Here is a 20,209-nt window from a genome sequence, read left to right on the forward strand (position 1 = left end):
TTCCAAGGTTTGCAGGCATTTCCGAACGGAATGACCGTCGCGTCGGCCGGCTACTGGCGCTTGGCTTCGATCCTGGCCAGCCGCTCACGCAGGAACTGGACCATGAACTTGTATCGCGGCGCCAGCCGACCGGTCCGGTCGAGCTCGAGCGTCATGTCGAGCGCCTTGGAAAGCACGGCCTTCGGGTCCTTTGCGACTTGGGCGTAGTCGATATAGGCGACCACCAGGTCGCGCTGCCAGGTGGCGTTGTCCGGATCGGACCGGGCAAGTTTCTCACGAATGGCCAGGCTGTCCTGAAGGGCTTGCCGCGCCCCCCTGACGTCGCGCTGCCTGAGGCGCAGCGTGGCGATCTCGGACAGCGTTATCGACAAGTCCCGCTGCCAGTCGGAATTGGCGGGATCGAGCTTCGCCAGCCGCTGCGCAATCGCGTAGCTGTCCAGATAGGCTTTCAGCGAGCCTTTGTGGTCGCCCTGTATAGCCAGGACGCCGGCGACTTTCTCGATGCATACGGACAGGTCGCGCTGCCATTCGGTGTTGTTCGGGTCGCCGGCGGCGAGCGCGCTGGCCTGCGAAAGTGCTTCACGATAAGCCGAAAGTGCCGCCTGCCAATTCTGCCGGTCGCTCAGCGCGTTGCCGATCTTGGCATTGCCGACCGACAGGTCGCGTTTCAGCTCGGTGTCGTCCGGATCGCGTTTCGCCAGTTGCTTGACGATCGCCAGGCCCTCCTTGTAGGCAGCTAGCGCCCGCACGGCGTCGCCGCGTTCGCGCAGCAGGTCGCCTATCGTATCGTGGCTGACCGAGACGTCACGCTGCCGGTCGGCGTCTCCCGGTTTGTCCGCGGCCAGCGCCAGCCGCACCTTCAGGCTCTCTTCATAGGCCGCCTGTGCGTTGTCCAGTTGGCCTGCGACATGGGCAAGGTGACCGATCTCATCGTAGGTGATGGTCAGGTCGCGCTGCAGTTCGGCACGGTCGGGCTCTCCGGCGGCGAGCTGTTTCTTGATCGACAGGCTTTCCTGGTAAACCTCGGCGGCGCCGGCCAGATCGCCTTGCGTCGCCAATACGTTGCCGATCTTGTCGTCGGCCATGGCGAGGTCGCCGAACCAGTCCAGATTATCCGGTTCTGCCTCGGTCAGGCCCTGCAGAATGGTTTTGGCCGTCTCATAGTTTTGCAGCGCTGTCGGCAGATTGCCTTGGGCCATCCGCACATTGCCGAGCTTGACGTGGCTGACGGCGAAGTCGCGCTTCACGCTGGGATCGGTTTCATGATGCGACCGCCGCTCGAGATCGGCTTGCAGCGCCTCGAAGGCACGGCCAGCCGCATCGATATTGCCGACCGTGGTATAGAGCTTGCCGAGCTCGTCCAGCGTGCGGATCAAGCGGTCGGCGTCGTCGAGCGACAGCACCACCTGTCCGGCTTCGCCATAAAGCGCGAGCACGGACTCATAGTCCTTGATGGCTGTGGCGTAGTCGAGGTCGGCGCGCGCCGCCCCGCCGGACAGATAGCGCGTCGCGGCCTCGGAGAGCGTGCGGCTGACGAAATTGGCCTTCAAAGCGTTGCGAGAGACACTGTCGATCTCGGCTGCCTCGGCGAGCTTTTTCCGAGCGGCATCGAACGCTCCCAGCGAAAGCTGCTCTTCGGCCTGCCGGCGCAACGCCGACACTCTGAGATCGTCGGATCCGAGCGTCTGCATTTCGCTCCGCACCTTGACGAAGGCGTCGGCTGCCTCACGCAGCCTGGCGTTCAGACTGTCCGCAGAGAGGTGGCCGGCATCGGAACTGATCAACGCGCCATAGAGCGGTGCCAGCGGCATGTCGGCGTCGCTGGCGATCTTCTCCACCTCGCCGCGCATCTCGGGCGTCACCTCGGCCATGGCCAGCAACAAGCGTTCGCGTTCCGGCAATTTCTCCTTGGCCGAGGCGGCAAAGAACAGCTGCGGCAGGCCGCTCTCGACATAGGGCAATTGCCTGCCGCGCGAGAGGTCGTAGACCTCCTGCTGCACGAGCGTCAGCACGGAGCGGATCTCGAGACCTTCGGTGCCGAGGTATTTCGTCAGCGCCGCGGTAAACGGCGAATTCTGGCCCGTCCCATCCGCGGCGGTCTCGCCGGGCGCCGCCGAGAAGGCAAACAGGATGTTTTCTGCCCGCCCGATGCGGCCAAGACCCGGCCGGACCTTGTCGCTGACCTCTTTTACCAGCGCCGTTGCGCCGCGACCTTCGCCGCCCGTAGCCGCGAATGGATCGCTGCGGCACGCATCGAGCACGATCAGTCCGACCTTGCTGGTGGCGGCGACGGTCGCGCGGATCTCCTCCAGCGGCAGGCTGGTCCTTTCCAGCGTAGCGAGCGACGACGCGTCTGCATCGACCGGCAGGAGCCGGTTCTCGCCGGCTATCTCGACGCCGTGGCCGGAGAAGAACACCAGTGCCACGTCGGCGCCTTTGGCATCCTCGCGGAAATCGTCGAGCGCCCGGCGCATGCGCCGCAGGTCGCGGTTGGTTTCGAGGAAGACCTCGAAACCGAGCTTCCTCAGCACCGTTTCCATGACCTCGCCGTCATTGACGGGATTGGCGAGCGGCCGGATCAGCCGGTAGTCGTTCTCGGCGATGACCAGCGCAGCCCGCCGCTCCGCTACGGCGGCAGCGGAGGCCGTCGAGAGGATCAGCAGCAAGGCAAACAGAAAACGCAAATCGAACCGCCCCGGCCCGGTCATTTGACGGAGCATTCCATCTCTTTATGGCATGAGCAAGTTACGGAATCGGCCAGCCGGGTCGTTCGCGTTGTCAGCCGACCCGCATCGGCTTCAGCGCTTCGCTCCAGCGGAACAGCTCGTCCAGCATGGTCCTGGCCCCGCCGAGCACCTGCTCGCTGGGCAGGAAGGCGCCGGTCTCGTCGAGCAGCTTCTGGTACATCGGCAGCGCCACGCCTTCCGGAATCGGCATGACGCCGACGGCGGTCAGCAACGGTTTGACCGCCTGCGCCGCTCGCAAGCCGCCGGAGACACCACCGTAGCTGAGGATGGCGGCCGGCTTGTATCGCCATTCCCTGAGCAGGTAGTCGACCGCGTTGACGATCGCGGGGGCTGCGAAATAGTTGTATTCCGGCGCCACGAAGACGAATGCGTCGGCGGCGTCGATTGCTTTCGACCAGGCTTTCGTGTGGCTGTTTTCGTATTTGGCGAGTCTCGGATGATGCGGCTCGTCCAGCACCGGCAGGTTGAAGGCGGCGATGTCGGTGAGAACCGGCTCGAATTTCCCGTGTTCGCGCGCAAAGCTCTCCAGCCACTTTGCGAAAACGGGTCCGGCGCGGCCCGGCCGCGTGCTGCCGATGATGACGTTCAACTGGTGCTTCAAGGCAGGCTCCCGCCGGTTAGTGGCATCTATGGTGCTGCCACCTAAGATACGCAGCCCGACACAGCAAGCAGGCACTTTCCGGTGCCCCGGTCAAATTCCAGCGAGCGGATGCTTCGCCTTGTCGTCCGGTTACATGGACGCCTGCCTTGCCCGCCACTACATTGAGGTGTCAGCGGAGCAAGCCATGGACAGTCAGCCCGTCCCCTTTGTCCCGCCAGCGCCGAAGCCGCGCACCGCGCCGCCCTCGACGCTGGAGATGATCCGCATCGTCTATCGCAATCCCCTCGAACTGTGGGGCGAGCCGACCTACAACGAGCCCTGGATTTCGGTGACCGGCGTCGGTGGGCCGCTGGTCATCGCCAACGATCCGGGCCTCATCCGGCATGTGCTTGTCGATAATGCCAAGAACTACAAGATGGCGACGGTGCGTCAGAAGATATTGCGGCCAATTCTGCGCGATGGCCTGCTGACCGCCGAAGGCGAGGTGTGGAGGCGTTCGCGCAAGGCGATGGCGCCGGTGTTCACGCCGCGCCACATCTTCGGCTTCGCGGAGCCGATGCTGAAACGCACACTCGAATTCGTCACCCGTTACGAGCAAGGTGGCACCTCGGACATCGCCCACGACATGACGCTGCTCACTTTCGACATCCTGGCCGAGACGCTGTTTTCGGGCGAGATATCGGGCGAGCCCGGCAGCTTCGCCGAGGAGATCGACCGCCTGTTCGAGACGATGGGCCGGGTCGATCCGCTCGACCTTTTGCGTGCGCCCGATTGGCTGCCTCGCCTGACCCGCATCCGCGGCCGCAAGACCATGGCCTACTTCCGCAAGATCGTCACCGACACGGTGCAGATGCGCGAGGCGCGGCTGAGGCGCGCTCCGGACACGGTGCCGCAGGATTTTCTCACGCTGCTGTTGAAGGCGGAGGGACCGGGCGGGCTGACCCGAGCCGAGGTCGAGGACAACATCATCACCTTCATCGGCGCCGGCCATGAGACTACGGCCAGGGCGCTCGGCTGGACGCTCTACTGCCTTGCCGAAGCGCCGTGGGAGCGCGAAAAGATCGAGCACGAGATCGATGCGGTGCTGGCGCGTGAACCCGACCCGACGAAATGGCTCGACGCCATGCCGCTCACCCGGGCCGCCTTCGACGAGGCGCTCAGGCTCTATCCGCCAGCGCCGTCGATCAACCGCGAACCGATCGAGCCCGAAACCTGGAACGGCCTCTACATACCCCGACGTGCCGCGGTGCTGGTGATGCCGTGGGTCGTCCACCGCCATCGGAAATTGTGGGACCGGCCGAACGCTTTCATGCCGGAACGCTTCCATCCGGGAAACCGCGAAAAGATCGATCGTTTCCAGTATTTGCCGTTCGGCGCCGGACCTCGCGTTTGCATCGGCGCCAGCTTCGCCATGCAGGAAGCGATCATCGCGTTGGCGATCATGCTGTCGCGCTACCGTTTTGATACCACTGCTCAAACCCGCCCCTGGCCGGTGCAGAAGCTGACGACGCAGCCGCAAGGCGGCCTGCCGATGCAGGTCACCCGGCGCGCCTCGTAGGCAACCGCACGTCCGTTCGTGTTATGCGGCGGACTTGCGTTGGAACTGGCCGGCGGCGCGGTAGCGCCAGAGATAGCTGGGCAGGATGGTTCCGATCGACCGCGGCTGGATCCCGAGGCCGGCGAGCGTCCTGTTGTCCTTGACGGCGGCTTCCGACACGACATTGTGCTGGCGCAACAGCAGGACTTGGTCCTTGGTCAACAACGGATTGGGCAGCAGCCCGAGAATTGATGCCTGGAGGTTCGCCAGCCACCATGGCACGGGCAGCAAAAGCCGCTTGCGTTCGATGATGACAAGCAGCTCTTGCATACATTCCTTGAAGGTAAGCGCTTGCGGCCCACCGAGTTCATAGATCCGGCCGCCCTGGACCTTGCCGTCGACCGAATGCGCCACCGCCTCGGCGACGTCGCCGACATAGACCGGCTGGAATTTCGTCTGCCCGCCGCCGATCAGCGGCAGCACTGGGGAAAAGCGGGCCATGTTGGCAAAGCGGTTGAAGAAACCGTCCTCCGGCCCGAAATTGATCGATGGCCGCAAGATCACGGCGTCCGGGACCGTCTCCAGAACGGCCTTTTCGCCGAGCGCCTTGGTACGCGCATAGTCCGATTGCGCGTCGAGATCCGCTCCCAGAGCCGAGATGTGGGTGAGGCCGGCGCCGACGGCGCGCGCCGCTTCAGCGACAGCGCGCGCGCCGAACTCGTGGACGGCAGTGAATTTCTGCCGGCCGGCCTCATGCGCGATTGCCACCAGATTGACGACATGGTCTGCGCCCTGCACGGCGCGGTCGACCGACCAGCGCACCCGGACATTGGCCTGCACCGGCTGGATCTGCCCGACATTGCCGAGCGGCTGCAGGTGGCCGGCGAGATCGGGCCGACGGCAGGCGACCCGGATGCGGTAGCCGCGCTTGGCCAGCGCCCGCACGACATGACGACCGACAAAGCCGGAGCCGCCGAACACGACGACGAGCTTTGGGGTCTGCAGGATTTCGGTCATGGCTGGCTCCGGCGGGCTATCCAGATGGCTTGATTGAAGCCGTTTCATAGTCGGTTTCGCGCCAAAGGCAAAGGGCGACCATCGGTCGGCCGGCATTGTTGAAGCATGATTTCCGGTATCCGTTCGAAATGGCAGAAAACGCCGCCGACGTAACTCCATTCGGGACAGGAACCTTTGTTCCGGCCGGCGATTTTAGATGTATGGTTTGATTCCGAATGGAGGATATTGCCGATGACGACAAAACGCGTTGCGATCTTCGCTGTGGCTTTCGCAACAGGCTGCAGCATTGGTGCCTCGGCATTCGCGGCAAACCGGCATCACCACCAAGCTCAACCTGAACGCTACGTTCCGGCCAACGGCGACATCATCGACATTCTGTTCGGCGGCCCGCGCTACTATGACAACCACCTGTTCACGACGGCCGCCGAACCCTGCTCCTACAACAGGGTAGGACCGGACGCGAATGCGGCGAACGTCATCAACGATCATTATTGCGGGAAGTAGGCTCGCCCTGCCGGATAGGCCGGCCTCCTCAACCGCTTACCGGACAAACGAATTTCTTCAGGACGAATAGCGCGCGGCGAATTCGGAAATGCGTTGCACAACGGCTTTCGGCGCGCTTATGCCGCGCGCCGCCGCCTTCTCCGCGGCCTCGGCCCGGGCACGCCCCGGCACATGCACGCCATAGCGCCGCCGCAGCCGGTCGAGCTGATCCTTCATCCGCTTTTCGAAGTCCGGATCGAGCAGCTTTGGCTCGACGGCGAGCACGAACAGGCCGGTCCCCGGACTGTCCGGCCCGCCGCTGAACCACGGCGCATCGAGCGACCAATTGGCACCAGATAGGCCTGCAGCCAGCACCTCGACCATCAGCGCGATGTTGGCGCCGCGCTGGCCGCCGAAGGCAAGCATGGCGCCTTTCATGGCGGCTGCCGGGTCCGTGGTCGGATTGCCGCTGGCATCCAGTGCCCAGCCTTCGGGTATCTTCTTGCCGTCCTCGGCCGCCTTGCGGATGTTGACGAAGGCGGTGGCGCTCGAAGACTGGTCGATGACCAGCGCCGCCCCGTCCGCGGCGGGTGCCGCAAAGGACATCGGGTTGGTGCAGTAGACCGGCTTGACCGAACCCGAGCCGGCAAGCACGGCCGGGCCGTTGGTGGCGGCGAACGACACCAATCCCTGCGCGGCCAGCCGTCCGGTGAAATAGCCGAGCGCGCCGCACGTATAGGCATTCTTCTGCGAAAAGATAGCGACGCCGAACAGCCGCGCCGCCTTGGCGAGGTCATCGATCGTGCGGTCGAAACCGGTATGCGCTAAGCCGCCGCGCGCATCGGAGAGATAGACCGCGAGCGCCGGCCTGGTGATCACCGGATCGGCGTTGCCGTCGATACGGCCGGCCTCCAGCGCTTCGAGATAATCGATGAAGTGCGACAGCCCGACGGTCGACAGTCCTTCCGCCTCGGCCGCGACGATCGAGGCAGCCAGCGACTGCGCCGCCTCTTCGTTGGCGCCAGCGCCAAGTGCGGCCATCCGGCACAGCCCTGTCGCCTGGTCGAGACTGAGTTGCATTGTGCTTGCCATGATATCTGAGGGAATGGTGAGTGGGACTTAGCCGGCACCACTACGGGCTACTCACCACTGACTATTCACCATTCACTATTCACCATTCACCTAACCAATCTTGTTCGGAATCCGCGCCTCGATCTTGCCCAGGGTGAAGACGAGGATGCCGGTGATCGCCATATAGATCAACGCCAGGAGCAGCAAGGGTTCATAGGTGAGGTAGGTATCCTGACGCACCTTTGAAGAGACGGCGAATATGTCGATCACGCTGATGGTCGCCACCAGCGGCGTCGATTTCAGCTGCAGCACGGTTTCGCCCGTCAGTGTCGGCAGTGCACGGTAGAAGGCCTGTGGCAGCCAGATTCGCTGGAAAATCCTCCAGCGGCTCATGCCGAAGGCGCGGGCGGCTTCCAACTGGCCCTTCGGCACGCCGGCAAAAGCGCCTCGCATCACCTCGCCCTCATAACCGGCGAAGGACAGCGTCAGCCCGAAGACGCCATAGGGCCATGCTTGCCTCAGATAGGGCCACATCCAGGACTCGCGAATCCATGGATATTGTGGAAACAGCGAGCCCAGCCCGTAATAGAGCAACCAGAGCTGCAGCAGCAGCGGCGTCCCTCTGATGACGGTGCAGAAGACCTTGGCCGGTGCCGCGAACCAGAACGAGCCCGCGGCCTGCGCCAGCCCGAGCGGCACGGCGAGCAGGAAGCCAAGCGCGCAGGTGACGGCAAGAATCCACAGCGCGCGCCAGATGCCGAGCAATCCCATCCCGTAATATTTCGGCAGCCAGTCCCAGCGCATGAAGACAGCCGCCGCCAAAACCAGTCCCAGCGCGATCAGGATCAGCACGATACGATGCGGCTTCAGCCACAGCGAAGCGCGTGCGGCTATCTCGATGGCCGCCGCTTCGCCAGTCATCGCCGGGTCAGCCATCACCGGGCCTCCTTGAGCGACGGCATGCCGCGGCGGGCCCATGTCTCGATACGGCCGATGATCAGATTCGAAACCAGCGTCAACAGAAGGTAGATCGCGCCGGCGGCGATAAAGAATGTCAGATAGGCTTTGGTTACGCCGGCCGCCTGCCGTGTCGCCAATGTCAGCTCGAAAAAGCCGACGACCGCCAGCAGGGCGGTGTCCTTGGTGGCGATCAGCCAGAGATTGGCAAGGCCGGGTATGGCGAACGGCAGCATCGCCGGCAACGTGATGCGCCGCAGCAGCAGGCCGGGAGACATGCCATAGGCGCGCGCGGCTTCGATCTGGCCCTGCGGAATGGCGAGGATCGCGCCGCGGATCACCTCGGTCGAATAGGCGCCCTGGACGAAGCCGAGCACGGCAATGCCGGCCGCCAGCCCGCTAATGTCCATGCGCTGATAGCCCATTGCCGTCAGCATCTGATTGATCAGGTCGGTGCCGGCGTAATAGAGCAGAAGGATCAGCACCAGCTCCGGCACGGCGCGCACGACTGTCGTATAGACTGCCAGGAGATCGCGCACCACCGGACCACCATACAGCTTGCCGGAGGCGCCGCCGATGCCGATCAAAAGGCCGAGACAGGTGGCGCCGACCGCGATCTCGATCGTATGGAGCAGCCCGACGATGAGCGTTCCACCCCAGCCCGGCGGCACGGGCGAGAGAAGCGCGATGGCAGAGGCGGCCCAAGCCGGAACAAATGCGTCGATCAGCGTCGCCCTCGAATTGCTGGCGCTAAAACCGCCGGCGATTTCCGCCCGCGGCAGCTCGCGTCGATGGATTTCGACCAACCACGCGGGTCTATCGGGGCCGCGTGGTTAATCGCTCATGGATGAGGCCGTCAGTTCGACTGCGTGTCGGAGCCGTAAATATCAAAGTCGAAGTACTTCTTCGAAATCTCGTCATATTTGCCGTTGGCGCGGATGGCCTTGATTCCGGCGTTGATCTTTTCCTTCAACTCGGTGTCTTCCTTGCGGACGCCGGCGCCGACGCCGGGCCCGAGAATCGCCAGATCCGGCGCTACCATGCCTTTCAGATCGCAGCATTGCTTGCCCTGGTCCGATTTCAGGAAGGCATCGAGGGCGATGGAATCGGCCTGCACCGCGTCGACCCGGCCGGCGGCAAGATCCTGGTTGGCCTCGTCCTGGGTCTGGTATTCCTTGATTTCCGCCGCGTCGGCGAAGTGCTTCTTGGCGTAGTCGGCGTGTACGGTCGAGACCTGGACGCCGATGATCTTGCCCTTGAGGTCCTCCGGTGTCGAGCCGAACTTCTGGTCCTTCGGCCCGATGATCGCGGTCGGGGTGTTGTAATATTTGTCGGAGAAGTCGATCGTCTTCTTGCGTTCGTCGGTGATCGACATCGAGCTGGCGATGACGTCGATCTTCTTGGTCGTCAACGCCGGGATGATGCCGTCCCAGGCGACCGGCGTGATGACGCAGTCGAGCTTCTCCTCGGCGCAGACAGCGTCGATGAATTCGATTTCCCAACCGACCCATTTGCCGGACGCATCCGGCGATGTGAACGGCGGGTAGGGCTCGGCAGCGACACCGATCTTGACCGGATCGGCCTTGGCCACGCCCATGGCGGCAACGCCAAGCAGCAGCGCTGCGGCAAAGGTCTCGAGAATAATCTTCATCGTCATGACTCCCAGTTTTGTTGTTGTTCCCGGTTTTCGTCCGCCCACACATTAACCGATGTTGCGGATGAACTGCTTCAGCCTTTCGGATTTTGGTGCGCCGAAGATCTGTTCCGGCGGCCCTTCTTCCTCGACCAGCCCGTTATGGAGGTAGACGACATGCGTCGCGACCTCGCGGGCAAACTTCATCTCATGGGTGACCAGCACCATGGTGCGGCCTTCGCGCGCCAGGTCGCCGATCACCTTCAGCACCTCGCCGACCAGCTCCGGGTCGAGCGCCGAGGTCGGCTCATCGAACAGCATGACGCGCGGATTGATGGCCAGCGCCCTGGCAATCGCGGCGCGCTGCTGTTGGCCGCCCGACAGATAGGCGGGATAGACGTCGCGTTTTTCGGCCAGGCCGACGCGGGCGAGCAATTTCTCCGCCTCGCCGACCGCCACATCGCGCTTGACGCCGAGCACATGCACGGGAACCTCGATGACGTTCTCGATCAACGTCATGTGACTCCACAGATTGAAGTTCTGGAAGACCATGCCGAGTTTGGAGCGGATGCGTTCGATCTGCTTGCGGTCGGCGGGGACGGTGTGGCCGTAGCTGTCGGCCTTCAGCTTTATCTCTTCGCCATTGACCCGGATGATGCCGCTGGTCGGGTTCTCCAGGCAGTTGATGCAGCGCAGCAGCGTCGATTTGCCCGAGCCGCTGCCGCCGATGATGGCGATCACCTCGCCATCGCGCGCCGACAGCGAAACGCCCTTCAATACATGCAGCTTGCCGAAATTCTTGTGCAGGTTCTCGACGTGGATGGCTTCGGCAGCGCCGTTCTGCGCCATATGCTTCAGGGCGGTGGCCGGCGCTGTCATCGTCGCGGCGCCCCGCGGAGCAGCCGAGGCAGTCCTTGCTGGAATTTTTTACCCATTACCCGTCACTGGACAGCGTTCCGATTCTCAAGATGGACCGTTCCGCTTGCCTCCGTCAACCGCAGTTTTTGGACCATTGATCACCGCCTGCCGAGTGGCTATTGGCAGGAGGGACGCGTTTCAGGAGAATTTAGTGGGCAAAGCATACGGGTCGCAGTCGATGGCCGGGACGCTGCAGCGCGTGCTGATGCGCTCCGCCGCCAGCGCCATGCGTCGGGCCGAAGCGCTGGAGTGGCACTATGGCCCCGGCTTCGATCCGCAAAAAGCGGCGGCCCAGCATGAAGCGCTGGCCAGGCTGATTTCCGCATCAGGCGCCGAAATCGAATGGCTGAGCGACGCCGATGACGGGCTTGCCGATTCGGTCTTTACCCACGATCCCTCGCTGATGACCGACCACGGCGCGGTCATCCTTGCCATGGGCAAGGCGCTGCGCCGGCCCGAGCCCGGCCTGCACGAGGCAGCCTATGGGCGCATGGGCATCCCCGTCCTCGACCGAATCGAGGCTCCCGGCCAGGTCGAGGGCGGCGACTGCGTGTGGGTGGATGCAAACACGCTGGCCGTCGGCCGCGGCGTGCGCACCAATCAGCACGGCATCCAGCAGCTCTCCAACCTGCTTTCACCCAAGGGCATCCAGGTCTACGGCTTCGACCTGCCGCTCTGGCAGGGCGAGGAGGCCTGCCTGCACCTGATGTCGGTGATCAGCCCGCTCGCCGACGATCTGGCGCTGATCCATGCGCCGCTCCTGCCGGTCGCCTTCCACCAGATGCTGCGCGAACGCGGCATTCGGCTGGTCGAGGGCGATGCCGACGAATTCTTCGCCTCGAATGGGCTCAGTCTGAACGTGCTGCCGACCGCGCCGCGCCAGGTTATCGCCGTTGCCGGTTTTCCGAAGACGGCGGCTGCCATGCAGGCCGCTGGCTGTACGGTCTCGACATTCGAGGCCGATGCACTGTGCATTGCCTGCGAGGGCGGCCCGACCTGCCTCACACGCCCGGTGTTAAGACAATGACGACCATCGGCGAAGCGCTCATCACCTTGCTCGAAGCGCACGGCGTCGACATCGTCTTCGGCATTCCCGGCGTACATACGGTCGAGCTCTATCGCGGGCTGGCGCGATCGAAGATCCGTCACGTCACGCCGCGCCACGAGCAGGGCGCCGGCTTCATGGCTGACGGCTATGCGCGCGCCAGCGGCAGGCCGGGCGTCGCCTTCGTCATCACCGGGCCGGGGCTGACCAACACCATCACCGCCATGGGCCAGGCGCGCGCCGATTCGGTGCCGATGCTGGTAATCTCGGGCGTCAACGCCACACCGACGCTGGGCAAAGGCCTTGGCCATCTGCATGAACTGCCGGACCAGCGCGGCATGATGGAGAAGGTGGCGCTGTTTTCGCACCGTGTCACCGAGGCCGGCGAACTGCCCGGCGTGCTCGCCCGCGCCTTTGCGCTGTTTTCATCCTCGCGTCCGGGTCCGGTGCATATCGAGATCCCGACCGATGTCATGACCATGCCGGCCAACGGCATCGTGCCGCTGCTGCGGAATTCAGCGCCGCCCGGGCCGGATGTGGCGGCGATTGCAGAGGCGGCAAGGCTGTGCGCGTCTGCCAGCCGGCCGCTTATCCTCGCCGGTGGCGGCGCCAAAGCCGCCGAAGCGCCGTTGCAGCGGCTGGCCGAGAGGCTGGGAGCGCCGGTCGTCCAGACGGCCAATGCGCGCGGCCTGCTCTATCGTCATCCGCTTGGCGTGCCGGCCAGCCCCGGCCTGAAGGCGGTGCGTGCGCTGATCGCCGATGCCGATCTGGTGATCGCAGCCGGCACCGAATTCGGTCCGACCGACTATGACGGCTATGGCGACGGCGGTTTTGTCCTGCCCGCCAATCTGATCCGCATCGACATCGGCGCCGACCAGCTCGCCCGCCGGCCTGCGCGGATTTCGATCCAGGCCGATTGCGGTGCAGCGCTCGAAGCGCTGCATGCCGAACTCGGCACGGGCCAGGCGCAATCAGGCGACGGCGCCGCTCGCGCCGCCGCGACGCGGCAAGCGGCCTTTGCCGAGATCGGCCCGGCTATGCAGGCGCAATTGCGCGCCGTCGAGACGATCCGTGATGCGCTGCCTGGCGCGATCATCGTCGGCGATTCGACCCAGCCGGTCTACGCCGCCAACCTCTACTACGATCACGACCGGCCGGGCGGCTGGTTCAACGCCGCCACCGGCTTCGGCGCGCTCGGCTATGGCCCGCCGGCGGCGATCGGTGCCGCCCTTGCCAGGCCTGAGGCGCCAGTCGTTTGCCTCACCGGCGACGGCGGCTTCCAGTTCACCCTGCCGGAACTGGGCGCCGCGCTCGACGCGGCGGCGCCGGTGATCTTCACCGTGTGGAACAATCGCGGCTACCGTGAGATCGAAACCTCGATGCTCGACGTCGGCGTCGAGCCGGTCGGCGTCTCGCCGGCACCGCCGGATTTCTGCAAATTGGCCGAAGCCTACGGCATTGCCGCCGAGCGGATTTCCGGCACCGGCGGCTTGGCGGACGCGCTACGGCGCGCGCGGGCGACTGGACGACCTTACGTCATCGAGATTTCGGTTGAGTGATCGCGCGAAAGGCGCGACCTTCCGCATCGGCGGCGCGCAATGACGGAGCGGTCGAATATGACGGAAACACTGGACGGCAGACATATCGTGGTGACCGGCGGCACCGGTGCCCTTGGCGGCGCGGTCGTAGGAAAACTGCTGGAGCAGGGCGCCATCTGCCATGTGCCCAACGCCCACGCTGCCGCGCCTGCGCATTTCCCCTTCCCGGCGCATGACCGCGTCAGGCTGGCGCATAATGTCGACCTCGCCGACCCTGCCAAGGTCGACGCCTTCTATGCCAGCGTTCCAGATTTATGGGCATCGGTGCATCTTGCCGGCGGCTTCACCGCCGCGCCGGTCGAGAAGATCGAGCCCGCCTCCTTCGCCGAGATGATGGACACCAACGCCCGCACCACCTTCCTGTGCTGCCGCGCGGCGATACGCTCGATGCTGGAATCTTCCGTGCCGGGCCGCATCGTCAATGTCACCGCGCGAGCCGGGCTCGATCCGCGGCGCGGCTCCGGCAAGGTGGCCTACGCTGCCGCCAAGGCGGCGGTCGCCGCGATGACCGTGGCGATCGCCGAAGAGCTGAAGGGCAACGGCATCCTGGTCAACGCCGTGGCGCCCTCGACGCTCGACACGCCGGCCAACCGGGCTGACATGCCGAACGCAGATTTCAGCAGATGGGTCAGCCTTGAAGCGGCGGCCGAGGCCATTGCCTACCTTGCCTCGCCGGCCAACATGGCCATCAGCGGCACGCTGGTGCCACTTTACGGCCGGGCCTGAGCCTGCGGTCCGTCACAAGCAAAAAGTCACAAGCAAAAGCCCCGCCGGATCGTTCCGGCGGGGCTTTTTGTTTCGTTTATAACCCGCGCGAGGCGCGGTGTCGGCTTAGCTGCCCTGCTTCTTCAGCGCGGCACCCAAAATATCGCCCAGCGAAGCGCCGGAGTCGGTCGAACCGTATTGGGCGACCGCTTCTTTCTCTTCGGCGATTTCCAGCGCCTTGATCGAGACCTGCAGCTTGCGGGTCTTCTTGTCGAAGGCGATGACGCGGGCGTCGACCTTCTGGCCGACGGTGAAGCGCTCCGGGCGCTGCTCGTCGCGGTCACGGCTGAGGTCGGAGCGCTTGATGAAGGTCTCGATGCCGCTGTCGACCAGCCGCACTTCAAGACCGCCATCCTTCACGCCGATAACCTCGCAGGTGACGACTGCGTTCTTGCGCAGTTCGCCTGACGTCGCGGCTTCGCCGACCGTGTCCTTTGCCAGCTGCTTGATGCCGAGCGAGATGCGCTCCTTGTCGATGTCGACGTCGAGCACCTGCGCCTTGACCATGTCGCCGCGATTGTACTCCTCGATCACCTGCTCGCCCGGACGGGTCCAGTCGAGGTCGGAAAGATGGACCATGCCGTCGACGTCGCCCTCGAGGCCGATGAACAGGCCGAACTCGGTCTTGTTCTTGACCTCGCCCTCGACCTGGCTGCCGACCGGATGGCTGCGCGCGAAGGCCTCCCACGGGTTCTCCAGCGTCTGCTTGAGGCCGAGCGAGATACGGCGCTTGGCCGGATCGACTTCGAGCACCACGACGTCGACTTCCTGCGTTGTCGACAGGATCTTGCCAGGATGCACGTTCTTCTTGGTCCACGACATTTCCGAAACGTGGATGAGGCCTTCGATGCCCGGCTCCAGCTCGACGAATGCGCCGTAGTCGGTGATGTTGGTGACGGTACCCTTGATCTTCTTGCCGATCGGGAACTTGGTGCCGATCTCGGACCACGGATCGCTCTCGAGCTGCTTCATGCCGAGCGAGATGCGGTGGGTTTCCTGGTTGATGCGGATGATCTGCACCTTGACCGTCTGGCCGATATTGAGGATTTCGGTCGGATGGTTGACGCGGCGCCATGCCATGTCGGTGACGTGCAGCAGGCCGTCGATGCCGCCGAGGTCGACGAACGCACCATAGTCGGTGATGTTCTTGACGACGCCTTCGACCACCTGGCCTTCTTCGAGGTTCTGCACGATTTCCGAACGCTGTTCGGCGCGGCTTTCCTCGAGCACGGTGCGGCGCGACACCACGATGTTGCCGCGGCGGCGATCCATCTTGAGGATCTCGAAGGGCTGTGGGTTGTGCATCAGCGGCGAGACGTCGCGGATCGGGCGGATATCGACCTGGCTGCGCGGCAGGAAAGCCACGGCACCGTCGAGGTCGACGGTGAAGCCGCCCTTGACCTGGTTGAAGATGACGCCTTCGACGCGTTCGCCCTTGGTGAACTTCTCTTCGAGGCGGACCCAGCTCTCTTCGCGGCGGGCCTTCTCGCGCGACAGCATGGCTTCGCCAAGCGCGTTCTCGATACGCTCGACATAGACCTCGACCGTGTCGCCGACCTTGAGCGTCGTGTCCTTGCCCTTGACGCCGAATTCCTTCAGCGGCACGCGGCCTTCGACCTTGAGGCCGACGTCGATGATGGCCATGTCCTTCTCAATGGCGGTGATGATGCCCTTGACGACCTGGCCTTCGCCGGAATGGCCGGCGGAAAATGATTCTTCGAGCAGGCTCGCGAAATCATCGCGAGTGGGATTTGCAACTGACATAGTTTCTCCTGGAATGCCCCGCAATCTGTCGCGGGGCGGGCGCCGTGGGTTAGCGTTGCGTTGGCCTGCCGGCGTTCCGGGCAAAAAGCCCTTGGCCGCCCTCGAGCGGCAATTCCGGCGCATGAAGAATGCTGGCAGGCTGGTTCACGCCCAATATGGGAATTCTTTTGTCGCCGGCAATCGGCGGCGGCAGGAAAACCCGGCTCAGGCTTCGTTTCTCTTGGCCAGGACATCGTCGATGATCGCCTGAGCTGCCAGAAACGCGGCTTCTATAGCCATTTCCGACGTGTCGAGCAAGTGCGCATCGGCGGCCGGCTTCAAGGGCGAGTCCATGCGGCCCATGTCGCGCTCGTCGCGGCGCACGATATCGGCAAGGATTTCATCGAAATTGGCAGTGCCGCCGATGCTCTCGATTTCATCCAGTCGCCGCTTTGCACGCACCTCGGCGCTGGCCGTGACATAGAGTTTTACGTCGGCATCGGGACACACAACAGTGCCGATGTCGCGGCCGTCGAGCACCGCACCCGGCGGGGTTTTTGCAAAGTCGCGCTGCTTTTCCACCAGGATGCGCCGCACGGTTGGGAACACAGCGACTTTCGAGGCCGCCTCGCCGACCGCGTGTGCCGAAAGCACGGCGCGGTCGAGCTTTGCCAGATCGACCTGGCGAGCCGCCGTTTCAGCGGCCGAGACATTGTCGAGTGGCAGGCCGAGCCGGAGCAGCGCATGCGCCACCGCGCGATAGGTAAGGCCGGTGTCGAGCAGGTTCAGCCGGTAGTGATCGGCCAGCCGCCGGGCAAGAGTGCCTTTGCCAGCACCGGCAGGTCCGTCGATGGCGATGGTGAAGGTTGAGGTCATTGGCCGCCCACCGGAATCGAAAAGCGCAATGATCCAGATAGGCGTGGCGATCCTTCGCGCCCCCCTCTGTCCTGCCGGACATCTCCCCCACTTGGGGGGAGATCGGCGGCCATCGCGGCTTTCGCCAATTGTCTACGTCGCAGGATTGAGCGGAGCGCCGAAGCTGCCAATCTCCCTCCTTGTGGGGGAGATGTCCGGCAGGACAGAAGGCGGCGCTGTCCCGCCGACGTTCCAGTTTGGCCCCAGCCCCCAAGGCTATTGATTGCCATCAAGCTACTCGATCTCTGCACCGAGCCCCTTCATCAGCCCCATGAATTCCGGAAAACTTGTCGCGATCATCGCTTGATCATCGATGGTCACGGGCTTTTCCGTCGCCAGCCCCATAACCAGAAAACTCATGGCTATGCGGTGGTCGAGATGGGTCTGGACGATGGTGCCCTGTCCGTTGGGATGCTGGCCGAGGCCCTTGCCGCCCGGCTTTCCGTGCACCACAAGCGAGGCTTCGCCTTCGCTGCAGTCCACGCCGTTGAGCTTCAGCCCTTCGGCCACCGCCGACAGCCGGTCGGATTCCTTCACGCGCAGCTCTTCCAGGCCAAGCATCAGCGTTTCGCCCTCGGCGAAGCTGGCCGCCACGGCAAGCACCGGATATTCGTCGATCATCGTCGGCGCCCGTTCCGGCGGTACGGTGACGCCTTGCAGTTCCGAATAGCGCACGCGCAGGTCGGCAACATCCTCGCCACCTTCATTGCGGCGGTCGAGAATGTCGATCCGGGCGCCCATTTCCTGCAGCGTCAAAAGAAGGCCTGTGCGGGTCGGGTTCATCAGCACGTTTTCGATGGTGATGTCCGAGCCCGGCACGATCAGTGCCGCCACCAGCGGAAAGCCGGCCGAGGAGGGGTCGCCAGGCACCGCGATGGTCTGGCCGGTGAGCTTGCCCTGGCCTTCGATGAAAATGTGGCGCACGCCGCGCTCGTCGGTCTCGACCGACAGATTGGCGCCGAACCCCTTGAGCATCTTTTCGGTGTGGTCGCGCGTCATCACCGGCTCGATGACGGTGGTGATGCCCGGCGTGTTCAGCCCGGCCAGCAGCACCGCCGATTTGACCTGCGCCGAGGCCATCGGCACGCGGTAGGTGATCGGTGCGGCGTGCTTGGGTCCGTGCAGCGTGATCGGCATGCGGTCGCCGGGCGTCGCCCTCAGCACCTGCACGCCCATCTGGCGGAGCGGTTCGAGCACGCGGCCCATCGGCCGGCCGGACAGCGAGGCGTCGCCGATGAAGGTGGTTTCCATGTCATAGGTACCGACCAGGCCCATGGTGAGGCGTGAGCCCGTGCCGGCATTGCCGAAATCGAGCGGGCCTTCCGGCTGCAGCAGCGCGCCGTTGCCGGTACCGCGGATCACCCACTCAGCGCCATGCTTCTCGATATGAGCGCCCATGGCCTTCATGGCAGCGCCCGTACGCATTACGTCCTCGCCTTCCAGCAGCCCGGTGATGCGGGTTTCGCCGGAGGCCAGGCCACCGAACATGAACGAGCGGTGCGAGATCGACTTGTCGCCCGGCACCCGTGCCGCGCCTGAAAGGCCAGATGATTTGCGGGCGGTGGCCTGCTTCGGGGCGGCAGTGTGCGACATGGTTCTTTCCTGGGAAACGCCGGCGGCCGGCCATTTTCGTCTGGTTTGCGCGGTCTCCTATCATGGCGGACCGAAATGGTCATCCCCTTGGTACGAAGGCCTTCGAATTCAAGCTTTTTGAGACGCCGGCTTTTCGCTTTGACAGCGCCGTAAACTCTGGTTAAGGGGACCAAACTTTCATCGACGAGGCTTGCTGTGGCAAAACCCGAACTTGGCACCAAACGTATCGACCCGGAGACCGGTCGAAAATTCTATGACTTGAACAAAGACCCGATCGTCTCGCCTTATACGGGCAAGAGCTATCCGCGCTCCTATTTCGAGGAAGGCAAGATCGCCGCCCTCGAGGAGGAAGAGGAAGTTGCCGAGAAGGAAGTGGACACCGAGGAGGAAGAGGGTGTCGAGGTCGTCTCGCTCGAAGAGGCGGACGAGGACGCGAAGGCCGACGAACTTCCCGATCTCGGCGACGATGAGGACGACGTTGACCTTGGCGATGATGAGGATGACACATTCCTCGCCGACGAGGAGGAAGAAGACGACGACGTTGCCGACATGATCGGCGTCGGCGAAGACGACGACGAAGTCTGAGCGAACCGCATTCGCCGGCTTTCGCCGCGCCGCCTAGAAAAAGCGGTTCTTGAAGGCTTGATATTGACTGAAGGCGGGGTTAGAAGCCGCCTGCACTAACGGCGCGGTCTAGACCCGCGCCGGATCTCTTCGCCGGAAACGGCGCCGGCGAACTGCCGGAGTGGGGCCATAGCTCAGTTGGGAGAGCGCTTGAATGGCATTCAAGAGGTCGTCGGTTCGATTCCGATTGGCTCCACCAGTTCTCTCCGCGAAAATCGCAGAACGGCCGCCCGTACCGGGCTGGCCGCCGCCTATCGCGGAACTTAGCTGAGACATAAACAAGTATGATTGGCCGCCCGGCTTGGGCTCGCCGCTCCATTCAAAAGTAGTGAGCCCGCGCCCGGTCAGTGCATTTTTCCGGCCGCAGTTTGAACCGTGAGCACCGGGTCTGGACCAGGCAGCGGGCTGAAATGACCGCTGAGCAAAACTCCGTTACTTGTTGCAGTTCTGCATATCCGACGTCATAGCCCCGCTGGGGGTGTTGTTGTCGGCATCGTTGCCCGCCGTATCCTTGCAGCGGTCCTCCATGCCGTTTGCCTGCGGCGTGGCGTTCGTTGCGTTCGGATCGATCGTGTTCGGGGTAGTTGCGGTGTTGCCGCCGGAAGTGCCTGTGTTGACGCCGGTATTGCCATCGGTGCCACCGGTCCCGGAACCCATCGATTGTGCCATGGCAGATGTGGCCAGGCCGATAGCAAGTATGGATGCAGAGAGAATTTTCATCATCTTGGTGTCTCCATTGAGTTGCATCGCTCTATCGCGATCTATACCAACGACAGTTTTTTCGAGATGTTCCGTTGGGTAGAAATATTGATCGATACAATCACTATGGATCTTTGTTGCTCGTCGTTTCATGAATGCGGCTGCGAAATTCCTGCCGCATAGCGGCAATTTTCGTCTGGAACCAAATCGAGCATGCCGCGTTGTTGCGCTTGCGGGGAGTTGTGTCGGCCGCCGGGGACAGT

Annotated in this window: 18 protein-coding genes and 1 tRNA gene; 7 read left to right on the top strand and 12 right to left on the bottom strand. The window is 63.9% G+C overall.

What is annotated here, in order from left to right; all coding sequences use genetic code 11:
* Positions 1-50: 50 nt before the first annotated feature.
* Positions 51-2,720, bottom strand: coding sequence for a caspase family protein (locus NKH21_RS17925; RefSeq protein WP_352866571.1), 2,670 nt, complete (start codon positions 2,718-2,720; stop codon positions 51-53).
* A 58-nt stretch (positions 2,721-2,778) separates the two neighbouring features.
* Positions 2,779-3,348 (bottom strand): NADPH-dependent FMN reductase, encoded by a 570-nt coding sequence (locus NKH21_RS17930; RefSeq protein ID WP_352866574.1) that lies wholly within the window; start codon positions 3,346-3,348, stop codon positions 2,779-2,781.
* A 184-nt stretch (positions 3,349-3,532) separates the two neighbouring features.
* Here NKH21_RS17930 and NKH21_RS17935 point away from each other — a divergent pair, with 184 nt between their 5' ends.
* Entirely contained in the window at positions 3,533-4,906 is a 1,374-nt protein-coding gene (locus NKH21_RS17935; RefSeq protein ID WP_352866576.1) for a cytochrome P450, read from the top strand.
* Positions 4,907-4,927: 21 nt separating this feature from the next.
* On the opposite strand, the gene NKH21_RS17940 is transcribed toward NKH21_RS17935, so the two are convergent.
* Positions 4,928-5,902 (bottom strand): complex I NDUFA9 subunit family protein, encoded by a 975-nt coding sequence (locus NKH21_RS17940; protein ID WP_352866579.1) that lies wholly within the window; start codon positions 5,900-5,902, stop codon positions 4,928-4,930.
* A 174-nt stretch (positions 5,903-6,076) separates the two neighbouring features.
* On the opposite strand from NKH21_RS17940, the gene NKH21_RS17945 reads away from it, so the two are divergent.
* Complete coding sequence (locus NKH21_RS17945) at positions 6,077-6,406, top strand: hypothetical protein (RefSeq protein WP_352866582.1); 330 nt, start codon at positions 6,077-6,079, stop codon at positions 6,404-6,406.
* 57 nt (positions 6,407-6,463) lie between these two features.
* Here NKH21_RS17945 and NKH21_RS17950 read toward each other — a convergent pair whose 3' ends face one another.
* The 5 genes from NKH21_RS17950 to NKH21_RS17970 all read right to left on the bottom strand — a co-directional run bounded on the left by NKH21_RS17950 (position 6,464) and on the right by NKH21_RS17970 (position 10,925).
* Entirely contained in the window at positions 6,464-7,465 is a 1,002-nt protein-coding gene (locus tag NKH21_RS17950) for an Ldh family oxidoreductase (protein ID WP_023676270.1), read from the bottom strand.
* Between the two features lie 102 nt (positions 7,466-7,567).
* On the bottom strand, positions 7,568-8,392 hold the full coding sequence (locus tag NKH21_RS17955; RefSeq protein ID WP_502903430.1) for an ABC transporter permease: 825 nt from the start codon (positions 8,390-8,392) through the stop codon (positions 7,568-7,570).
* On the bottom strand, positions 8,392-9,057 hold the full coding sequence (locus NKH21_RS17960) for an ABC transporter permease (protein WP_352667594.1): 666 nt from the start codon (positions 9,055-9,057) through the stop codon (positions 8,392-8,394). Before NKH21_RS17960 ends, NKH21_RS17955 begins: the two co-directional genes overlap by 1 nt.
* 212 nt (positions 9,058-9,269) lie before the next feature.
* Complete coding sequence (locus NKH21_RS17965; protein ID WP_352667553.1) at positions 9,270-10,064, bottom strand: transporter substrate-binding domain-containing protein; 795 nt, start codon at positions 10,062-10,064, stop codon at positions 9,270-9,272.
* Positions 10,065-10,115: 51 nt separating this feature from the next.
* The gene (locus NKH21_RS17970; RefSeq protein ID WP_352866586.1) at positions 10,116-10,925 is read right to left on the bottom strand and encodes an ABC transporter ATP-binding protein; all 810 of its coding nucleotides are present in this window, start codon (positions 10,923-10,925) and stop codon (positions 10,116-10,118) included.
* A gap of 217 nt (positions 10,926-11,142) precedes the next feature.
* Between NKH21_RS17970 and NKH21_RS17975 the strand changes: the two genes are divergently transcribed.
* From NKH21_RS17975 to NKH21_RS17985, 3 genes are read left to right on the top strand one after another with little or no spacing between them, the layout of a single operon-like run.
* Complete coding sequence (locus NKH21_RS17975) at positions 11,143-11,991, top strand: dimethylarginine dimethylaminohydrolase family protein (protein WP_352866680.1); 849 nt, start codon at positions 11,143-11,145, stop codon at positions 11,989-11,991.
* The gene (locus tag NKH21_RS17980) at positions 11,988-13,568 is read left to right on the top strand and encodes a 5-guanidino-2-oxopentanoate decarboxylase (RefSeq protein ID WP_352866588.1); all 1,581 of its coding nucleotides are present in this window, start codon (positions 11,988-11,990) and stop codon (positions 13,566-13,568) included. Before NKH21_RS17975 ends, NKH21_RS17980 begins: the two co-directional genes overlap by 4 nt.
* A gap of 57 nt (positions 13,569-13,625) precedes the next feature.
* Positions 13,626-14,333 carry an SDR family NAD(P)-dependent oxidoreductase gene (locus NKH21_RS17985; protein ID WP_352667561.1) on the top strand — a complete coding sequence of 236 codons (708 nt, stop codon included), beginning with the start codon at positions 13,626-13,628 and terminating at the stop codon, positions 14,331-14,333.
* Positions 14,334-14,438: 105 nt separating this feature from the next.
* Here NKH21_RS17985 and rpsA read toward each other — a convergent pair whose 3' ends face one another.
* The 3 genes from rpsA to aroA all read right to left on the bottom strand — a co-directional run bounded on the left by rpsA (position 14,439) and on the right by aroA (position 18,623).
* A complete protein-coding gene (rpsA, locus tag NKH21_RS17990) occupies positions 14,439-16,136 on the bottom strand; it encodes a 30S ribosomal protein S1 (RefSeq protein WP_023676278.1) in 1,698 nt (565 codons plus the stop codon).
* Positions 16,137-16,340: 204 nt separating this feature from the next.
* Positions 16,341-16,991: a (d)CMP kinase gene (cmk, locus tag NKH21_RS17995; RefSeq protein ID WP_352866591.1), complete on the bottom strand. Its 651-nt coding sequence runs from the start codon at positions 16,989-16,991 to the stop codon at positions 16,341-16,343.
* Positions 16,992-17,264: 273 nt separating this feature from the next.
* Positions 17,265-18,623, bottom strand: coding sequence for a 3-phosphoshikimate 1-carboxyvinyltransferase (aroA, locus tag NKH21_RS18000; protein ID WP_352866593.1), 1,359 nt, complete (start codon positions 18,621-18,623; stop codon positions 17,265-17,267).
* 195 nt (positions 18,624-18,818) lie between these two features.
* Here aroA and NKH21_RS18005 point away from each other — a divergent pair, with 195 nt between their 5' ends.
* Positions 18,819-19,208 carry a TIGR02300 family protein gene (locus NKH21_RS18005; RefSeq protein WP_352721538.1) on the top strand — a complete coding sequence of 130 codons (390 nt, stop codon included), beginning with the start codon at positions 18,819-18,821 and terminating at the stop codon, positions 19,206-19,208.
* A 162-nt stretch (positions 19,209-19,370) separates the two neighbouring features.
* A tRNA-Ala gene (locus NKH21_RS18010) sits at positions 19,371-19,446 on the top strand.
* Between the two features lie 233 nt (positions 19,447-19,679).
* Here the strand turns inward: NKH21_RS18010 and NKH21_RS18015 are convergent.
* On the bottom strand, positions 19,680-20,099 hold the full coding sequence (locus tag NKH21_RS18015) for a hypothetical protein (protein WP_352866596.1): 420 nt from the start codon (positions 20,097-20,099) through the stop codon (positions 19,680-19,682).
* Between the last annotated feature and the right edge of the window lie 110 nt (positions 20,100-20,209).

The organism is Mesorhizobium sp. M1329 (assembly GCF_040318035.1).
Classification (GTDB): Bacteria; Pseudomonadota; Alphaproteobacteria; order Rhizobiales; family Rhizobiaceae; genus Mesorhizobium.